Raw genomic sequence first — 18,008 nt, forward strand, 5'->3', positions numbered from 1 at the left:
TCCGCCAGAGTACGCTCCAACAATAGCATTGCCTCACTAGCAAGCATCTTCGGTGATCGGCCAGAAAAAGATGCCGTCAGCGCTTTGGTGCCAGGAATCACTGCTTCGTACTCTTTCCCCAAATCCATGAATCTCGCTTTAGAAATATCCTTTGCGGCCTCCTCAAAATCATCGCTAATAAGCACCGATCTTGACTGGCGCTGAGCTTGATAGAAAGCCGAATTCATCAGTGCAATGACATCTCTAGGTCGGTAAAGCGTGTGCTTGAGACAACTTTTGAAGCCATCTCGCCCATGCAACTCGTTTGCCGTTATTGAGTTCCAAACCTTTACGTCACTTTCCTTAGTTATCCCAAACAAGCTTCTAATCCGCGCACAGACCATGTAGAAAAGTTCCTGCGGATCCCAATGAAGCCTAAGCACCTGAGATTCTAGATTCCTAGAAAAATCATTATCTTCGGTCTCTATTGCGCTAAATATATTATCCCTAATAAATACGACCGCCCTAACGCTTCCACCCAAAGCAGTTCGAACTTCGTCAGTCCCATACAGGATCCCATCAATGAGACCAGTCCCCACATCATCCGGCTCATAGCCTTCGTCAAGTCGATCAGTTAGCACTATGAAGGTCTGAGCGCTATTCTCAGCCACCAACGAAATCAAATTAGTCACGTGATGGAGCGAAAGATAATCAGCAAGATCTGCAATTCTTTCTTCCTCAGCCAGTGAAGTTCCGGCGAATTCCTTCATGGTATGACGAAGTCTGGAAACGATTGTAGCGCCTGCCCTTCTCCATCTAGATAAATGCTCTCTCAGAAGCGGTTCACCTTCAACCCTTGACTTCGACTTGTAGTCGACCGCCAGTGCTTGGAGGACTTCCATCAGAAGTGCGTAACGCCATGCCAAACGCACCCCCGCACGAATCCTCATAACTGAGTTTCCGAACATTCGGCCGATAGGTCGCAGGCCAATTAGCTCATCCTCGTTTGGCGCCACCAAAATGAGCGGAAATTTTCTACCTGACCACACCTTCTTAAGTTGATAAGTAAGCGCACTTTTACCGGCACCTCGACGCCCGACAACAATAAACCTATCGGTAGATTCAAAAAGCGTCTTGTAATCTCGCCACTCAAAGAACGCCAAATCTAGAGCATTGTGATCCAGCTCGGCTCTAACTTCCCCAAATGCATTTGGTCGAGCAACCATTAAACACTCCGGATTAAGTATGCTACAGAATAATCTTCATCGACTAACGCCTCTGCACGTGCGAATTTTGCATATTCCCAATACATCTCTCATGTCATACAACGCATGACTGACCTGCCGAGCCCCGCTTCCATCGGTACCGTGAGCACGTTCTTGCGCTCGCTTGCAGCGCACTGGAGGTACGACAGGTGACGGCGTTTTCGTCTGGCTCTTTGCTGCCAGCGGTGTGCCCTAGTTCAGTCTCACCTTCGCGCGATAAGCAGTACAGCTGGATTGCCAAGCCTGAACGTTGGCGATAGGCAGCCGTCCTCCAGGGACCAACCCAGTCCGATCTAGGCAGCGACACCGCCGCTGCCTCCGTTAAGCGTGCCAATTTCACTCCTTCCAGGGGCGACGAGCCGCCGTGCTTCTTGTGCTCGCAAACCATGGACGCTTCTGGATCTTGCGCCGGGCCATAGTCGAGGTGGTCAGCACGCCGTCGCGTTAGTTGAGAACCTCGAACGCCCTGTAGGCGCCCTCCTCGACGAGGTCGAGAGTGTGTCGACAGCAAAGGTGCCCGGCCCAGGGGGGGCGATGAAGTTGATTCCCGCTCTGGCCAATGCTCGTATGAATGACGCACGCGCTCTTCCTTGGGCGTGGTGATGGTTGAGTCTAATGCAGGAAAACGTCTCAATGCGCCAGCGCACAGACAGTTCCCAGCCACGGCGGGATCGGCCCCTCCCTGCCCCGTTGATGCTGCGCGCTGTAGCGTCAGGAGTCGATATCCCCGTTGGAGTCCGACACGACCCCCATTCGACAAGCCCCTCAAGCGCGAGTGCAGATCGACGACGCGGCCGGCCTGAAGCTCGTGCCCAAGGCCAAGCGCAAAGGCCTTGAATTGCGCTGGACCGAGCTGGCCAGCGGTGATGCGGCGCTGGCGACGGCGCTGCGGGTCTCGCTGGAAGCTCGCTGAATACGCAGGCAGCTGCTGATTGACCGAAGCGCCGCGGTGTGTAGGATACACACCCATGAAGAGCGGAGACCTCATCAAGGCAGTGGAAGCTGCGGGCTGGACGCTGGATCGGATCAGCGGTTCGCACCACATCTTCACCAAGCCGGGTCATTACCCCCTCTCGATCCCACACCCCAAGAAAGACCTCGGCCGGGGACTCGTGGCGAAACTGAAGAAGGCCGCAGGCATCTGAGGAGGCCCCATGCGCTATCCAATCGCAATCGAACCGGGCGATGACGGCACGGCGTTCGGTGTTGTCGTTCCCGATCTCCCGGGCTGTTTTTCGGCCGGCGACACGATCGACGAGGCCATGACGAATGCTGAAGAGGCGATCCATCACTGGATCGAGGTCGCCATTGATCAGGGCATGGAGATTCCTGCCCCCTCCACGGTGGCGCGCTGGGCGAACGAGGACGATTACGCGGGCTGGACGTTCGGCTTCGTCAAGGTCGATCCCGCCGCACTCGACGATCGAATCGAGCGGGTGAACATTAGTATTCCTCGCCGGGTGCTGCATCGACTCGACGAACGTGCCAGGGCGGCCGGCGAAAGCCGGTCCGGCTATATCGCCCGGATGGCGCTCGGCGCTTCCTGAGCGGGCGGCCCATCCCGGCAGGATGCAGGCCCCGCTTTGTGCGGGGCTCTCGTCGCGGCCCTGTTTCTCGCGAATCGCCCGGGCGCGTCCACGCAGCCGGTCGCGCCCTATGGCGCTGCCATCGCGGATCGCGACCGGCATCACGCGCTTTTCCGACGATCGGCGCGCTCGGCGATTGCCAGCACCGAAAAACTGTGCCTAGACTGCCTGCGCGAATGGTGAGGCCAGCCGGGGATGTCGAGCGAGGCGCACGATTCGCGGCAAGGACAGTTGGAACGCAACGGGTGTGGACGGGGTTCGCTCGCTTGTCCGGGGCCGCGTCGACGACAGGTTCCGTTGCTCTCGATCTCATGACGACTCAAGGAGAAAGGATCATGAAGCGTTTCGTGCGTTCGGTGCTGCGTACCGGGTCTGGCCGCCAGACGGCCGTGTGGACATACGCCTACCTCTGGCCGAGCATCTACCTGGGCTGAGTCGCGCGTCGACACGGCGCCGCGCAGCTTAGTGCTGCGCGGCGTTTGCTTTATGGAGAAGGACTTCCATGCTCGACAAGCTCCCCGTCGTGGGCAGGCTCCTGGGCGGCCGCGTGGCCGACGATGCCGGATGGCGGCGTATGGAGGCGTTGTTGCGCAAATGCGAGCGTCGCCCCGTCCATCGGGCGTGGATCGGCGACGTCGTGGTCTGCGATGCCGCACTCGCGCGGCGGGCGCTGCTCGACAGTGAAGGCCGCCTGCAACGCCGGCCGAGTGTCTGGCAGTTCGGCCGCGGTCAGGCGGTCCCCGCCGCCACCGTCACCGAACTCAATCGCTGGCTGCATGGTGCCGCCGCCAGGCATGACGTGGACACGGCCGCACGGATCGCGGTCGAGCGCCTGGCGGCGGCGTCGGGCGACCTGCATCGCGCGTGCCTGCTGGCGGCGCTCGAATCGGTCGCCGGCATGCTGGGCTTCGATCGGCATCCCGAACTGGCGGCGGCCGTGCAGGTCTACATCGGGGAAGTCTTCCACGCCAAGCTCGTCGACGCGCGACTCGACGATGCGCAGGCGGCGCGTGCCAAAGCGCTGGCATCTCGGGTGGCGGCGATGCTCGACGGGTGCGATGCTGACCTGCCGCCGGCCCTGCATACCGACGGGGTGCTGGTCGGCGCCGCGCGCGGCGAGGTCTACCTGCACGCGGTGCTGTCGGTCGTCGGCGCCTCGGGCGTGATGCTGGCTTGGCTGGCCTGCGCGCTGCACATCGATGAGCTGGCCGGCATCGACATGCGCGGCGACGCGCGGGCCCGCCTCTTCGCCGGCAAGCCCGAGCACGTCGCGCTGGAACTGTTGCGCCTGTGGCCGCCCGCCTCGGCGCACGGCCGGCGCGTGCTCGAAGACCACCAGGTGGGGCCGGTCGAGGCGCTGCGCGACGACGACCTCGTGATCCCGGTGTTCGCCCTGCACCGGCATCGTGATGCATGGCCCGAGGCGCGCATATTCTCGCCACAGCGTTGGCAGGACGATCCGCGGCCCACGGCCTTCATGCCGTTCTCCGCCGGGCCGGGCGCCTGCATCGGCTCGCAGTTCGAGATCCGGTGGCTGGCCGCGGTCGTACGGCACGCGGCCACCCTACGGACGCTGCGGCTGGTCCAGGTCGGCCGATCCCCGCGCGCGAACACGATGTTCTCGCCGCCGCTGTGTCGGCTCGAGACGCCGAGTGGGACCGCCACCGGCAGCCCGTAAGCATCGTCGAGGGGCGGCCCGCCCTCGCCTAACCCCGCACCAGCGCGGCGTCCAACGCCTCGCACAGGCGGTTGCGGCTTTCCCGATGCAGGCGCGCAAGCAGCCAGTCAGCTCAGCTCACGGAGCGCAATGCGGCTAGTCGCTGCGCAAGTCGCCAGCCCTCGCAGGCACCGGCACGCGGGTCCTGTCCCGCTCCAACATCTGCTGCCGCTGCGTTTCGCTCATGAGCGAGCCGGCCAGCCAGTAGTCCCCACCCTTGCACGACTCCGGAACTGGAGGCGTCACCTGGATCGGGGCCTCCGGACCACCGGACCCGGCGAGGGCGATCTCATCGCCGACATGCGCAATGTTACCGGTGAAGCCGTCCGTGACGCGCACACGGCCATCCTCGGAGCGCCCGATCGTGCTGTCGTGATGCCAGATCACGAGCGGGCCCGTGCTTGAGCCGTTTCTGGATATGCGCAAGCATCCGGCGGCGTCGACGGTCAGCGTGCCCTGTATCAGTGCTTGACGGGACTCCGTGACGGGTACTGCGTTACGTAGAAGAACAGGTAAGCGTTCATCGCCACTCACGTTGGAGGCTCCTGTGCATGCGGCAAGGCTTGCTGCAGCTGCGATACTCAGTATGCGGATCATTGCTCGCTCCTTGTCGCAATTCATTGGGGTCGGACTCGATACTTTGGTCGACCGCACTGTTCCCGGATTTGTACCCGGTTTATCGAGACGCATGCCTATCGAAAAGTGAGGCGACCGGAAACAGCCCGGCCGCCTCGGTTCAGCTGCCTTCCGCTTCAGTAGAGAAACTGCAGCGCCAACTGGGAATAGGCATAGTCTGTGCTGGTGTACGTGCACAAGCCGGCAGTCGGATTGCCGCTCTTGTGTACGCCTGCGGCGACCGTGGAGATGAACCACGGTCCGCCGCTATCGCCACCCTGGCAAAGACCGGCAGCCGAGTCCAAACCGACGTACGTAGACGCACAGGGCTGAGTGCCGTTCGGACCGCAGGCCGAGCCCGGGTTGTGCGACGTCGATCGCACCGTGGCACAGCCGTAGCCGCCATTACGCCCATAACGGCATATCTGGGCGCCGATCGGGGTGTTGGCCTGGGTCCGCCGACCGGTGAGCTGACGCCACGCATTGGCATAGAACCAAGGGCCGTAGGTTGTCCCTGCGCCACCAGTCATCCAACCTAGGTCCACGGTGCTGTTGTCGAGGCGGGCGACATGGGTCAGGGTATGGAAAGCGCTGTCGATGCCAGTGTATTCGAAGATATTGTTCGACGGCGCGCAGTGCCCAGCGGTGAGCAGGCCATATCGGTTAGTCGAAGGGTGCTGCACCACGAAAGCGCCGGTGCAGACGTACCATGTGCCCGAAAGTTGATAGGAAAGGTGGCCGCTCCCGTAAACTGCCTGGTTCACGTTCGGGGTTTCCAGTTCGACAATCCTCACCGGTACGCCGGCACTACGTTCGATTGATTGGCGGATGTCGCTGACGCTGGCGACGTTCTCGCTACGAAGGACATACAGGACGATCTCTCCAGTCCTTTCATCGACATAGCCCCCCTGCCAGTTGGTCAGGCTTGCGTGCAGCTTCGGCACGAAGCTGTCGAACCAACGCTGCAGTTCGGCGAAGGTGTGCTCCGCCCCCAACTCGTAGGCCACCTCCAGACGATCGGCGCCGAACTGGTGGAATTCCGGCCGGATCGCTTCGTGACCCGTCAGGCGTACCACCAGGCGGCTTTCCGGTTCGTGTTCGATGTAGATGCCCGCGACGCGATCTTTGTGTTCGGAACGAATCCTTTCCGCCAGATCACCTGCGTGAAACTCTACATTCAAGCGGCTGCGCGCCTGCTCCGGCGTGATATTCAAAGCGTTGGCCGTGCCGATCACATCAACGTCCAATGCCTGCTCGAAGTTGAGCAGCTCCGCAGGCGCGATGCCTGTCGGCTCTGCAGCAGAAACAGCTCCCATCATTCCCACGCCACCAACAACTACAGCGCAGGCCATACGGCGAATCCATTTGGCGCTCATCCTTTCTCTCCATCCGTTGGGGAATGCCGCGGCACGGTTTCACCGCCTCGCGACGTTTCGGAAGCTAGAGGGGGATCGGTCGATTTCAGGTGAGGGTCAGATTTCCTGCCCAATGGAACCGTCCACTTCGATCATGCGACTATCGCACTCGCCGTCCGCGCATTGCTGGATACCAAAAATGTCGTAATGAACAGGCCCGCTGTCGAAGCTGGTCTTGCAATGCTTGCAGACGGCGGCGACTTCGCCGACGGCATCATCGCCTACGAAGGAACCTGGCTCGGCGGAGAGACTTTCGTTTCCTTCGGCAAGAATGCAGTCGCGGTACTGAAGAAACAGGGGCAAGTCGCGCAATTGCTGCCTTGAATGCCGGCATCGCCGGAGAACAGGACGTCGTGGCGACCAGGGCCCGCATCGGCGTTGCGTGGCGTCATGGTCCGCAGATACGGACTTTGAAGTGGCCTCAATCAACGTCTCGACCAGCCGGATGACGACGGAACGATTCCAGGGTCGTTGTCCGGCATGGCGAGGCCATCAAGTGCGACGTGGCTGCGGGTAGATGGCCGCTGGCCGGACCGCCGGGCCGGCAAAGCGAAGCCTCCGTAGGACGCAAGGTCCTGGGATGCACGGTCAGACGCGGCGTGTGTCCAGCGCCTCGCACAGGCGGTTGCGGCTTTCCTCAAGCCCCGATTCGGTGCGGTGGATGCGCACCGGGGCGCGTCCGTCGCGGCGGCCGAGGATGCGGCACACGGTGGCCTGCAGCGTTTCGGGGTCATCGTCGAAGTCGCCGTGGCGGGTCGCGGCGCTGCCGTCGGCCACGGCGGCGAGCGGTTCGCGGGCCGGGGACTGGATCCAGTCCAGGCGGTCGGTGGCCAGCAGGTCGCGGATGCCCGGGTGGGCCTCGATGAAGCGGGCCATGCCCAGCAGCGGGGTGCCGTGGCGATGCTCGCTGCGCACCCAGCTGCGCGCGCGCACCTCGAAGGCGTGGGCGACGAGATACAGCAGGGACTTGTTGTAGACCCGCGCGCAATGGTCGTCCTGCTCGGCGCGGTCGGTCAGCGTGAACAACGCGCCGTGGCCGATGCGGCCCTCGTGCAGTGCCGGCAGGAAGGTCCGGTCGAACAGGTCCACGGTCATCGCCGGCGCCCACAGCGTGAGGCTGGCGATGCGCTGGCCGATGCCGTGCATCGCGGCGGCCGGGCCGTCGGCGACGAGCCCATCGGTCGTCAGCAACTGCGCCAGCGGCGCGAGCAGCACGGCGCCGGCGCTGTGGCCGACCAGGTGCAGTTCGACGTCGGGATCGGCCTGCATCCATTCGCCCAGCAGCCGGGCGACCTGGGCGGCGCCGCCGGCCTCGGTGACGGCCTCGCCATCGCGCATGACGGCGTTGGTCGCCAGCAACGCGTTCTCCTTCATCTCGTCCCAGAGCGCCTTGCCGCCCAGCGCGCGGGCGAGCGGCTCGATGGTGTCGTCGACGCGGTCGAGCAGCAGGCCCTTGGCGCGGTCCATCAGGCCCTCGGTGCGCGGGCGCACGGCATCGCGCAGCAAGTTGCCCAGCGTGTTCCAGAAGCCGGTCTTCCAGACGAAGCACAGCGGGTAGACCTGCTGCGGCAGCATGAGCTCGCGCAGGTCGGCGACGCGCTGGATCGCGGCCTCCTCGGGCACGAGGCCGCCGTGGGCATAGAGCGCGATGCGCTTCTTCGGCCAGTCGCGGGTGATGCGCGGCAGGTCCTCGCGCACGAGGTTGCGCACGGCCTCCTGGCTGGTGCCGAAGCGGCCGGTCGTGCGCAGGCGGCCGTCGTTGCCGAGGCTGACGATGTGCGGGCGCAGGTCGGCCTGGGCGTAGCTGTTGGACTGGCGGGCCAGGAACGAGTTGCTGGTCGCCGTGGCCTGTACGCGCTGCAGGCGCACCGGCACCGCGAGCCGCGCGACCCAGACGTCGGTGCCGCGCTGCAGCCATTCGTCGTAGCTCACCCAGCCATGGCCGCGGCGGCCCCAGCGCGTGCTCCAGGAGTTCTGCAGCCAGAAGCCATCGCGGTCGTAGCCGACGATCGCGAACGCATGCCAGCCGGCGACGGGCTGTTCGGCCCAGGCGATGACGCCGCTGGCCGGTGGCGACAGCCAGCCGTCGTGCACGGCGGCCGAGGCGTAGAGCACGCCGACCTCGGCGAACGCGGCGTGCATCGCCACCAGGTCCTTGTGGTTGACACGGTAGTAGGCGCCGGGCGGGTGCTCCTGCGCGGCGCGGGCGCGTTCCTCGGTGTAGACCTCGTGCAGCGGGCCCGATTCGGCCGGCCAGCACTCCTCGGCGCAGACGCCGTGGCGGTGCCAGCCCTTCATCGCGCCGCGGCAGCTCGAGCCGGTGTAGTCCTCGCCTTCCCATTCGTCGTAGCGGCGGGCCATGTCGTAGAGCATCCGGGTGCTCACGCGCCGGGTGACCGGCTGGGGCCGGCGGCGGCGAAGCAGCGTGTGCGCGACGGTCGCCAGGCCGTAGGCGGTGCAGGCGCCGTCGCTGCGCTGGTCGAGCACCGGGACCTTCAGCGCGAGGAAGCGCTCGAGCGGCATCTCGGACGGCACATCCACGAGCGTGGGCTCGAACATGCGGTCGCGGAAATCGGCGGTGTCGGGCCGGGCGTCGAACAGCCGCGGCGTCGTGGCCGCCGTGCGCGGCGCCCTGCCCGCGCCGGTCTTCGTGGTCGCCATGCTGCCTCCTGCATGCTGCGTCGAACGCGGCCGGTGCCTGCCACCGGCCTTGGCGGATCCCCGGGCGCAGTGTGCACCGGTTGGACGACGCCGTGGAGACAACGTGCGCGAGGGCGGTCGCAGGGGCCGCGACCGGTGGCGGCCGCCGCTCAGTCCTTGACCAGACCGCCGTCGACGACGAGGTTCTGGCCGGTCACCGCGCGCGCCCACGGCGAGGCGAAGAACAGCACCGCGTCGGCGAACTCGGCCGGCGTGGTCACGCGGCGCAGCGGGGTGCTGGCGGCGATCAGGTCGAACACCGCCTCGGGCGTCGCGGCGCTGGCGTCGGTGGTGCGCAGCAGGCCGCCGGACAGCATGTTCACGGTGATGCCGTGCGGGCCGAGGTCAGCGGCCATCGTGCGCGTGAGCGAGAGCAGCGCAGCCTTCGCGGCGGTGTAGTCGTGGTACGGCACGACGGGGTTCTGGAACAGGTTGGTGCCGATGTTGATCACGCGCCCGAAGCCGCGCTCGCGCATGCCGGGCACGGCGGCCTGCAGGGTGTTGAGCGCGCCGCGCACGCTGCCCTCGAACTGCGCGGAGAACCGCGCCCAGTCGATGGTCTCGCCCTGCGGGCGGGCGTCGCCGTCGAAGGCGAAATCGACGAGCGCGTTGTTGACCACGGTGGTTACCGGCGCCCCGAACCGGGCGTGGGCTTGGGCGAACAGGTCGGCGACCTGGCCCGGATCGGTGACGTCGGCGCGCAGCGCGAGCGCGCGCTCGGCGCCGAATTCGTCCTGCAATGCCTGCGCGGCCGCGGCACTGCGGAAATAGTTGACCACCACGCGCGCGCCCTGCCCCAGGAACGCGCGCACGATCGCGGCCCCCAGGCCGCGGGCGCCGCCGGTGACGAGGACGATCTGGTCGGAGAGTGGGAGAGACATCGGCGAATCCATCGAGGCGAGAACAGCCGGCAAGCATGCCATTGCTGCGTGGGCCCGGGGGTCAGGCGAACAGCGCAGGGACGTGCATGCGCGCGGAGACGGCGTCAGCCTCGCGGCGTCGTGTGGTCACCTCTCCCGCGCGCGGGGGCGGTCGGGTGGCGGGCGATCCCTCCGCCGATCAGTTGGCTCACCTCCCCCGCGCGCGGGGGAGGTCGACGCGCGCAGCGCGTCGGGTGGGGGCACGGGCCTCTCGCGCCATGATCTGGCCTTCGACCATCACGTCGAACGGCGCAAGCAGCGCCTCGAAGCCACCGCCCGGCTCCAGCGCATCGAGCGCGGCGGCGACGGCCTCGACGGTCGCCAGCGCGTCGGGCGCGCGGGCACGACGGACGCGGTAGCGCGACGGGACCGCCGGGGCGAGCGCGAGCCGCGGCAGGGCGGCGAGCGCGGGATTGAGGCGCAGCAGGCGGCGGGCCTTGCGCCAGGTGCCGTCGGGCACGACCAGCAGCGTCTCCGCGCCCTCGCCCGTCGCCGCCCACGCCGCGGCATCGACAGCCGCCTCGCCCGGGAACAGCAGCAGCGGGCGCACGCCGGGCGCATCCAGCCACGCCGGCAACTCGGGAAATCGTTCGCCCACCCATAGCGTGGCGCGGCGCAGGCCGAGCGCGGCCAGGCGCGCGGTGTTGAGCGGATGCGCGGCCTCGTCGGGGTGCTGCAGCAGCAGGACCCGGCTGCGGCTGGGCAGGTCCGGCAGCCACGCGCACAGGCAGTGCGAGACCGGGCGCAGGCAGCGGGGGCAACGGGGACGGGTCATGGAGACAGGATCGCTGGTGGGGCCGCGGGCTCAGTCGGGAATCGCCAGCGCCAGCGTCTCCTTGATCTCCTCCATCACGATGTAGCTGCGCGACTCGCGCACGTGCGGCAGCGTCAGCAGGCTGCTGCCGAGCAGTTCGCGGTAGGCGGCCATCTCCGGGATGCGTGCCTTGATCAGGTAGTCGAAGTCGCCCGACATCAGGTGGCACTCGAGCACGTTGGGCACGCGCAGGGCGGCGCGGCGGAATTCCTCGAAGATGTCGGCCGACTTGTAGGCCAGGCCAATCTGCACGAACACCAGCAGCCCGGCCTTGAGCCGTGCGGGGTCGAGCCGGGCGTGGTAGCCCTGGATCACGCCCTCGCGCTCGAGCCGGCGCACGCGCTCGGTGCACGGCGTGGTCGACAGGCCGACGCGCTCGCCGAGCTCGGTGAACGAGATGCGGGCGTCCTCCTGCAGGATGCGCAGGATGCGGGCGTCGATGCGGTCGAGGTCGCGGTTGCGGGTGGTGCGCGGGGTGGCCATGAAATCTCCGGGCGAGCGCGGCGGCGAGCAGGACAATCCACCACGATTCTCCATTCGAACAGGGAATCCGACTGGCGGCACGCCACTATACTGCGCCGATTGCGTGCCGGCCGCGCCCTGCGCCGGCGAAATGTCTTGTGGAGCTGCGCGCATGCGGGTGTTGGTCCTGGGAAGCGGCGTGATCGGCGTGACGAGCGCCTGGTATCTGGCGCGCGCAGGGTTCGAGGTCACCGTGGTCGACCGCGCGGATGGCCCGGCCTGCGAGACCAGCCACGCGAACGCCGGGCAGATCTCGCCGGGCTACGCGTCGCCGTGGGCGGCGCCGGGCGTGCCGTTGAAGGCGATCGGCTGGCTGATGCGGCGCCACGCGCCGCTGGCGATCCGGCTCACGTCCGATCCGCAGCAGTACCTCTGGCTGGCGCAGATGCTGCGCAACTGCACCGCCGCGCGCTACGCGGTGAACAAGGAGCGCATGGTGCGGCTGGCCGAGTACAGCCGCGACTGCCTGGACGCGCTGCGCGCCGAGACCGGCATCGCCTACGAGGGTCGCCAACTGGGTACGTTGCAGGTGTTCCGCACCCAGGCGCAGCTCGACCATGCCGGGCGCGACACCGCGGTGCTCGACGAGGCCGGCGTGCCCTACGAACTGCTCGACCGCGCCGGCATCGCGCGCGTGGAGCCGGCGCTGGCCGGCGTCGCCGACCGCCTGACCGGCGCGCTGCGCCTGCCCGACGACCAGACCGGCGACTGCCGGCTGTTCACCGAGCGGCTGACCGAACTGGCGCGGCGCGAGGGCGTGACGTTCCGCTTCGGGCAGACCGTCGAGCGCATCGAGGGCAGCGGCGACCGCATCGACGGCGTGCGCATCGACGGGCGGCTGGAGACCTTCGACCGCTACGTGATGGCGCTGGGCAGCTGGTCGCCGGCGCTGCTGCGCCCGCTGGGCCTGGACGTGCCGGTCTACCCGCTCAAGGGCTACTCGCTGACGATCCCGATCCGCGACCCGGCGATGGCGCCGGTGTCGACCGTGCTCGACGAAAGCTACAAGGTCGCGATCACGCGCTTCGACACGCGTATCCGCGTCGGCGGCATGGCCGAGGTCGCCGGTTTCGACCTGCGGCTGGATCCGCGCCGCCGCGAGACGCTGGAAAAGGTCGTCGGCGATCTCTATCCGCACGGCGGCGACGTCGCCGCGGCCGAGTTCTGGACCGGCCTGCGCCCGGCCACGCCCGACGGCACGCCGGTGGTCGGCGCCACGCGCTACCGCAACCTGTTCCTCAACACCGGCCACGGCACGCTGGGCTGGACGATGGCCTGCGGTTCGGGCCGCTACCTGGCCGACCTGATCGCCGCACGCCCCACCGCGATCCGCGGCGACGGGCTGGACCTGTCGCGCTACGGCCACGCGCGGGACGCTGTGTCGCTGGCGGACACGCGCAGCGTCGCAGGCGCGACAATGGCGCGCTGAATTTCCTGCTGCAAGGACACCCGCAATGCGCCCCGCCCGCGCGCTGATCGACCTCGACGCCCTGCGCCACAACTATCGACTCGCCCGCCGACTCGGCGGCGGCAAGGCCCTGGCGGTGATCAAGGCCGACGCCTACGGCCACGGCGCGGTGCGCTGCGCGCAGGCGCTCGAGGGCGAGGCCGACGGGTTCGCGGTGGCGTTCCTGGAGGAGGCGCTGGCGCTGCGCGAGGCCGGCATCGCGGCGCCGATCTTGCTGCTGGAAGGCGTGCTCGCCGCCGATGAGCTGCCGTTGGTGGCCGAACACGATCTGTGGATGGTCGTGCACGCGCCGTGGCAGGTCGAGGCGCTCGCGCGCGCGACGTTGCCGCGGCCGCTGGACGTGTGGCTCAAGCTCGACTCGGGCATGCACCGCGTCGGCATCGACGCCGAGGCCTACGCGACGACGTGGCAGCGGCTGCGCGCGCTGCCGCAGGTCGGCGGGCTGGTGAAGATGACCCACTTCTCTCGCGCCGACGAGCCCGACCACGAGCGCACGCGCGAACAGATCGACACGTTCGCCGCGGTCACCGCCGGCCTGCCGGGCGAGACCAGCCTGTGCAACTCGCCCGCCCTGCTCGCCTGGCCGCAGGCGCGCGGCGACTGGGCGCGCGCGGGGCTGATGCTCTACGGCGCCTCGCCGTTCGCGCACGGCCACGCCGCCGGCGCCCAGCTGCAGCCGGTGATGACGCTCGAATCGCAGGTCATCGCGGTGCGCGACCTGCCGGCCGGCGAGCCGGTGGGCTACGGCGGTACGTTCGTCGCGCCGCGCCCGACGCGCGTGGGCGTCGTGGCGATGGGCTACGCGGACGGCTACCCGCAGTTCGCCGCCACCGGCACGCCGGTCGCGATCGACGGCCGCCCCGGCCGGCTGATCGGGCGGGTGTCGATGGACATGCTCACCGTCGACCTGACCGACCACCCGGACGCCGGCGTCGGCAGCCGCGTCGAGCTGTGGGGCCGCCAGGTCGCGGCGACCGAGGTCGTCGCCCGCAGCCAGACCAGCGCGTATCGGTTGCTGTGCGGGGTCAAGCGGGTGCCGTTGGTGTCGGTGGGAGGCTGAGGGCGCTTGATGGATTCCTGCGCGATGCGGGGGGGTAATCAGCGCGCTGATGCTTTTGGCCCCTTCCCCCGTGAAACGGGGCATTGCGCTCTTTATGGGTGGAAGGTTGGGATGGAGGCGGATTTCCGCGACGAGCCCGTGCCCCCACCCGGCGCGCGATGCGCGCCGACCTCCCCCGCACGCGGGGGAGGTGATTCCGCGCGCGCGCAGGCGGAGGATGTGATCGCGCGCGATGACGGCTTTTAGCCCCTTCCCCCGTTTTTGCGGGGCATTGCGCCCTTTACGGGTGGAAGGTTGGGATGGGGGGCTTTCCGCGACGAGCCCGTGCCCCCACTCGGCGCGCGGTGCGCGCCGACCTCCCCCGCGGGCGGGGGAGGTGATTCCGCGCGCACGCAGGCGGAGGTGTGATCGCGCGCGATGACGGCTTTTAGCCCCTTCCCCCCGTTTTTGCGGGGCATTGCGCCCTTTACGGGTGGAAGGTTGGGATGGGGGCTGCTTTCCGCGACGAGCCCGTGCCCCCACCCGGCGCGCGGTGCGCGCCGACCTCCCCCGCACGCGGGGGAGGTGATCGCGCAAGGCGTCCTTGGTCGCGCAAAACGCGCCTCAGTCGGCGCGGCCCAGTGCGCGGAGGGTGCCGCGGGCCTTGGCGCGGGTCTCGTCGAGTTCGCGCTGGGGGTCGGAGTCGGCGACGATGCCGGCGCCGGTGCGGAAGCGCGCGGTGTCGCCCTCGATCTCGGCACTGCGGATCAGGATGTTGAGATCGAGGTCGCCGTCGCGGTTGAGCCAGCCCATCGCGCCGGTGTAGGCGCCGCGGCCCTGCCCTTCGAGCTCGGCGATGATCTGCATGCAGCGGACCTTCGGGCAGCCGGTGATCGTGCCGCCGGGGAACACCGCGGCGATCGTCCGACCGGGCGTCGCATCCGCCCGCAGCCGGCCGCGCACGTTGCTGACGATGTGGTGCACGTGCGCGTAGCTCTCCACGCACATCAGTTCGTCGACCTCGACGCTGCCGGCCACGCACACGCGCCCCAGGTCGTTGCGTTCGAGATCCACCAGCATCACGTGCTCGGCACGTTCCTTCGGATGGCCGACCAGTTCCTGCACGCGGGCGACCTCGTCGTCGCCGTCGAAGCGGGCGCGGGTGCCGGCGATCGGCCGGGTCTCGACGAGATCGCCGCGCACCGAGACCAGGCGTTCGGGCGAGGCGCTGGCGACCGCCCAGCCCGCGCCCTGCAGCAGGCCGGCGAACGGTGCGGGGTTGTGCTCGCGAAGGCGGGCATAGAGCGCGGCGGGGTCCAGCGGGCCGTCGAACGTCGCGCGCCAGCCACGCGAGAGGTTGGCCTGGAACACGTCGCCGGCGGCGAGGTAGTCAAGCACGCGGCGCACGCCATCGACGAAGCGCGCCGGGGCGTCCTCGTCGAGCGCGACCGGCCCGCGCCACGCTGGCAACGCGGCAGGCACGGCCGCCGCGGCCTCGGCCAAGGCATCGAGCAGAAACTCGTGGCCGGGCTCGGCGACGGCGACGACCTCGCCGGTGGCATGGTCGCGCAGCACCGCGGCCGGGCAGCGCCAGGCCATCGCGACCGGCAGGCCGCCGGGGGCCGCGGGCAGGTCCAGCACCGGCTCGACCTGGGCGGCCAGTTCGTAGCCCAGGTACAGCGCCCAGCCGCCGCGGAACGGCCAGCGCGGTTCGTCGCGGTCGACGCGTGCGGCGCGCCACCGGGCATCGAGGAGGTCGAGGAACGCGCCGTCGAGCGCCCGGCCGTCGGCGTCGCGGGTCGCGCCGTCGTCGCCCAGCCGCAGCGTCGTGCCGTCGGTGGCCAGCAGCAGGTCCCAGCGCGACTGCGCGGTGCCGTGGGCGACCGACTGCAGCAGCAGCGGATGGCGCGCGGGCGCGGCGCGCTGCAGCGCGAGCAGGTCGGTGTCGGCGGGCAGCGGTCGGGTGATCAGCACGGGGCGGCCGTCGTCGGGGTTGCGGTCAGGCGTCGAGTTCGGTCCAGCGCAGGTACGCGGCGTCGAGCGCGTCCTGCAGCTGCTGCAGTTCCTGGCCATGGGCGGCGATGCCGGCCGCGTCGCGCTGGTAGAACGCCGGGGTGTTCATCTCGTCGGTCATCCGCGCGATGTCGGTCTCCAGCTGTTCGATCCGGGCCGGCAGCTGCTCGAGTTCGCGCTGCTCCTTGTAGCCGAGCTTGCGGCGCGCGGGCGTGGCCGGTGATGGCGGTGGCGACGTGGCCTCGGCCGTCGCCCGGACCGGCGCGGCGGGCGTGACGGATGCCGGCGCGGGCCGTTGGCGCAGCCAGTCCTCGTAGCCGCCGACGTACTCGCCCACGCCGCCCTCGCCCTCCATCACCAGCGTCGAGGTGACCACGTTGTCGAGGAAGTCGCGGTCGTGGCTGACCAGCAGCAGCGTGCCGGGGTAGTCGGCCAGCAGGTCCTCGAGCAGTTCCAGCGTCTCGACGTCGAGGTCGTTGGTCGGTTCGTCCATCACCAGCAGGTTGGACGGCTGCGCGAACAGCTTGGCCAGCAGCAGGCGGTTGCGCTCGCCGCCCGAGAGCCGGGTGATCGGCGCGCGGGCGCGCTCGGGCGTGAACAGGAAGTCCTGCAGATAGCCGATGGCGTGCTTGCGCGCGCCGTTGATCTCGACGAACTCCTGGCCTTCGGCGACGTTCTCCAGCGCGTTCCAGTCCTCGCGCAAGGTTGCGCGGTACTGGTCGAAGTACGCGATCTGCAGCTGCGTGCCGGTGCGCACCTCGCCCGACTGCGGCTGCAGCTCGCCCAGCAGCAGCTTGAGCAGCGTGGTCTTGCCGGTGCCGTTGGCGCCGATCAGGCCGATGCGGTCGCCGCGCACGATCGTCGTCGAGAAGTCGCGCACCAGCGTGCGGCCGCCGTAGCCGAATGTCACCTCGCGCGCCTCGAGCACCTTCTTGCCCGACGGCGTCGCCTGGGACGCGGCCATGCGCACGTTGCCGGTGAGGTCGCGCCGCTGCGCGCGTTCGACGCGCATCGCCTTGAGCCGGCGCACGCGGCCTTCGTCGCGGGTGCGGCGGGCCTTGATGCCCTGCCGGATCCAGGCCTCCTCCTGCGCCAGCAGCTTGTCGAAGCGCTGCTGCTCCTGCGCCTCGGCGTTGAGCCGCTCCTCGCGGCGGCGCACGTAGTTGGCCCAGTCGCCGGGCCAGCTGGTCAGCCGGCCGCGGTCGATCTCGACGATGCGCGTGGCCAGCGCGCGCAGGAAGCGGCGGTCGTGGGTGACGAAGACGATCGCGCCGGGCCACTGCTTGAGGAAGCCCTCGAGCCAGTCGATCGCGGCGATGTCGAGATGGTTGGTCGGCTCGTCGAGCAGCAGCACGTCGGGCGCGGCCACGACCGCGCGCGCCAGCAGCACGCGGCGCTTCATGCCACCCGACAGCCGCGTGAACGCGGCATCGCCGTCGAGCTGCAGGCGTTCGAGCACCTCGGTCACGCGCTGCTCGATGCGCCAGCCGTCGAGCGCGTCGATCCGGCCCTGGACCTCGCCCAGCGCATCGAAATCGCCGGCGTGCAGCAGGCGGTGGTAGTCGGCCAGCGCGGTGCCGGCCTCGCCCAGGCCACCGGCGACGACGTCGTAGACGCTGCCGTCCGCGCCGGCGGGCACTTCCTGCTCCAGCCGCGCGACGCGCACGCCCTGCTCACGGCGGATCTCGCCATCGTCGGGACGCAGTTCGCCGTCGATCAGGCGCAGCAGCGTCGACTTGCCGGCGCCGTTGCGACCGATCAGCGCGACGCGCTCGCCGCGTTCGATCGAGAATTCCACGCCGTCCAGCAGCAGCGGTCCACCGACGCCGTAATCGACGCCATCGAGAGTCATCAGAGGCATCCGCACAGTGTAGCGGCCCGCGCTGCGCACCGGACCGCCGTCGCATTCCCGGCAATCGGACGGACCTGAAGCGGCCGACTTAGGGCTTTCCCTA

15 protein-coding genes and 1 pseudogene are annotated in these 18,008 nt (G+C 68.4%); 7 read left to right on the forward strand and 9 right to left on the reverse strand.

The window, feature by feature from the left end:
• The coding region (locus WQ56_RS18820) for a hypothetical protein (RefSeq protein ID WP_343123210.1) at positions 1-1,205 on the reverse strand (1,205 nt) is incomplete at its 3' end.
• A gap of 814 nt (positions 1,206-2,019) precedes the next feature.
• On the opposite strand from WQ56_RS18820, the gene WQ56_RS15630 reads away from it, so the two are divergent.
• From WQ56_RS15630 to WQ56_RS15640, 4 genes are all read left to right on the forward strand, one after another.
• Entirely contained in the window at positions 2,020-2,157 is a 138-nt protein-coding gene (locus WQ56_RS15630) for a hypothetical protein (RefSeq protein ID WP_231583439.1), read from the forward strand.
• Between the two features lie 55 nt (positions 2,158-2,212).
• Positions 2,213-2,389, forward strand: coding sequence for a type II toxin-antitoxin system HicA family toxin (locus WQ56_RS18260; protein WP_082132466.1), 177 nt, complete (start codon positions 2,213-2,215; stop codon positions 2,387-2,389).
• A gap of 9 nt (positions 2,390-2,398) precedes the next feature.
• Positions 2,399-2,791, forward strand: coding sequence for a type II toxin-antitoxin system HicB family antitoxin (locus WQ56_RS15635; RefSeq protein WP_047138075.1), 393 nt, complete (start codon positions 2,399-2,401; stop codon positions 2,789-2,791).
• A 541-nt stretch (positions 2,792-3,332) separates the two neighbouring features.
• Entirely contained in the window at positions 3,333-4,508 is a 1,176-nt protein-coding gene (locus WQ56_RS15640; protein WP_047138076.1) for a cytochrome P450, read from the forward strand.
• Between the two features lie 135 nt (positions 4,509-4,643).
• On the opposite strand, the gene WQ56_RS18825 is transcribed toward WQ56_RS15640, so the two are convergent.
• A complete protein-coding gene (locus tag WQ56_RS18825) occupies positions 4,644-5,144 on the reverse strand; it encodes a hypothetical protein (protein WP_156170582.1) in 501 nt (166 codons plus the stop codon).
• A 155-nt stretch (positions 5,145-5,299) separates the two neighbouring features.
• Positions 5,300-6,538, reverse strand: coding sequence for a hypothetical protein (locus WQ56_RS15650; RefSeq protein WP_156170583.1), 1,239 nt, complete (start codon positions 6,536-6,538; stop codon positions 5,300-5,302).
• A 144-nt stretch (positions 6,539-6,682) separates the two neighbouring features.
• Between WQ56_RS15650 and WQ56_RS18265 the strand changes: the two are divergent.
• Positions 6,683-6,901 (forward strand): annotated as a pseudogene (locus WQ56_RS18265) (VapC toxin family PIN domain ribonuclease); the annotation flags it as partial.
• Positions 6,902-7,165: 264 nt separating this feature from the next.
• Here WQ56_RS18265 and WQ56_RS15660 read toward each other — a convergent pair.
• From WQ56_RS15660 to WQ56_RS15675, 4 genes are all read right to left on the reverse strand, one after another.
• Positions 7,166-9,238: a C1 family peptidase gene (locus WQ56_RS15660; protein WP_052773050.1), complete on the reverse strand. Its 2,073-nt coding sequence runs from the start codon at positions 9,236-9,238 to the stop codon at positions 7,166-7,168.
• A 149-nt stretch (positions 9,239-9,387) separates the two neighbouring features.
• Positions 9,388-10,170 (reverse strand): 3-oxoacyl-ACP reductase, encoded by a 783-nt coding sequence (locus WQ56_RS15665; RefSeq protein WP_047138079.1) that lies wholly within the window; start codon positions 10,168-10,170, stop codon positions 9,388-9,390.
• A gap of 175 nt (positions 10,171-10,345) precedes the next feature.
• The gene (locus WQ56_RS15670; RefSeq protein WP_082132468.1) at positions 10,346-10,972 is read right to left on the reverse strand and encodes a DTW domain-containing protein; all 627 of its coding nucleotides are present in this window, start codon (positions 10,970-10,972) and stop codon (positions 10,346-10,348) included.
• 30 nt (positions 10,973-11,002) lie between these two features.
• Positions 11,003-11,494: an AsnC family transcriptional regulator gene (locus WQ56_RS15675; RefSeq protein ID WP_047138080.1), complete on the reverse strand. Its 492-nt coding sequence runs from the start codon at positions 11,492-11,494 to the stop codon at positions 11,003-11,005.
• Between the two features lie 151 nt (positions 11,495-11,645).
• Here WQ56_RS15675 and WQ56_RS15680 point away from each other — a divergent pair, with 151 nt between their 5' ends.
• A complete protein-coding gene (locus WQ56_RS15680) occupies positions 11,646-12,962 on the forward strand; it encodes a D-amino acid dehydrogenase (RefSeq protein ID WP_047138081.1) in 1,317 nt (438 codons plus the stop codon).
• Between the two features lie 25 nt (positions 12,963-12,987).
• Positions 12,988-14,061 carry an alanine racemase gene (gene alr / locus WQ56_RS15685; RefSeq protein ID WP_047138082.1) on the forward strand — a complete coding sequence of 358 codons (1,074 nt, stop codon included), beginning with the start codon at positions 12,988-12,990 and terminating at the stop codon, positions 14,059-14,061.
• A gap of 603 nt (positions 14,062-14,664) precedes the next feature.
• Here alr and WQ56_RS15690 read toward each other — a convergent pair.
• Together WQ56_RS15690 and WQ56_RS15695 are read right to left on the reverse strand one after the other, a co-directional pair.
• Positions 14,665-16,014, reverse strand: coding sequence for an aminodeoxychorismate synthase component I (locus WQ56_RS15690; RefSeq protein WP_047138083.1), 1,350 nt, complete (start codon positions 16,012-16,014; stop codon positions 14,665-14,667).
• A gap of 25 nt (positions 16,015-16,039) precedes the next feature.
• Complete coding sequence (locus WQ56_RS15695; protein ID WP_047138098.1) at positions 16,040-17,914, reverse strand: ATP-binding cassette domain-containing protein; 1,875 nt, start codon at positions 17,912-17,914, stop codon at positions 16,040-16,042.
• Positions 17,915-18,008: the final 94 nt, after the last annotated feature.

It is taken from the genome of Luteimonas sp. FCS-9, assembly GCF_001014645.1.
Classification (GTDB): domain Bacteria; phylum Pseudomonadota; class Gammaproteobacteria; order Xanthomonadales; family Xanthomonadaceae; genus Luteimonas.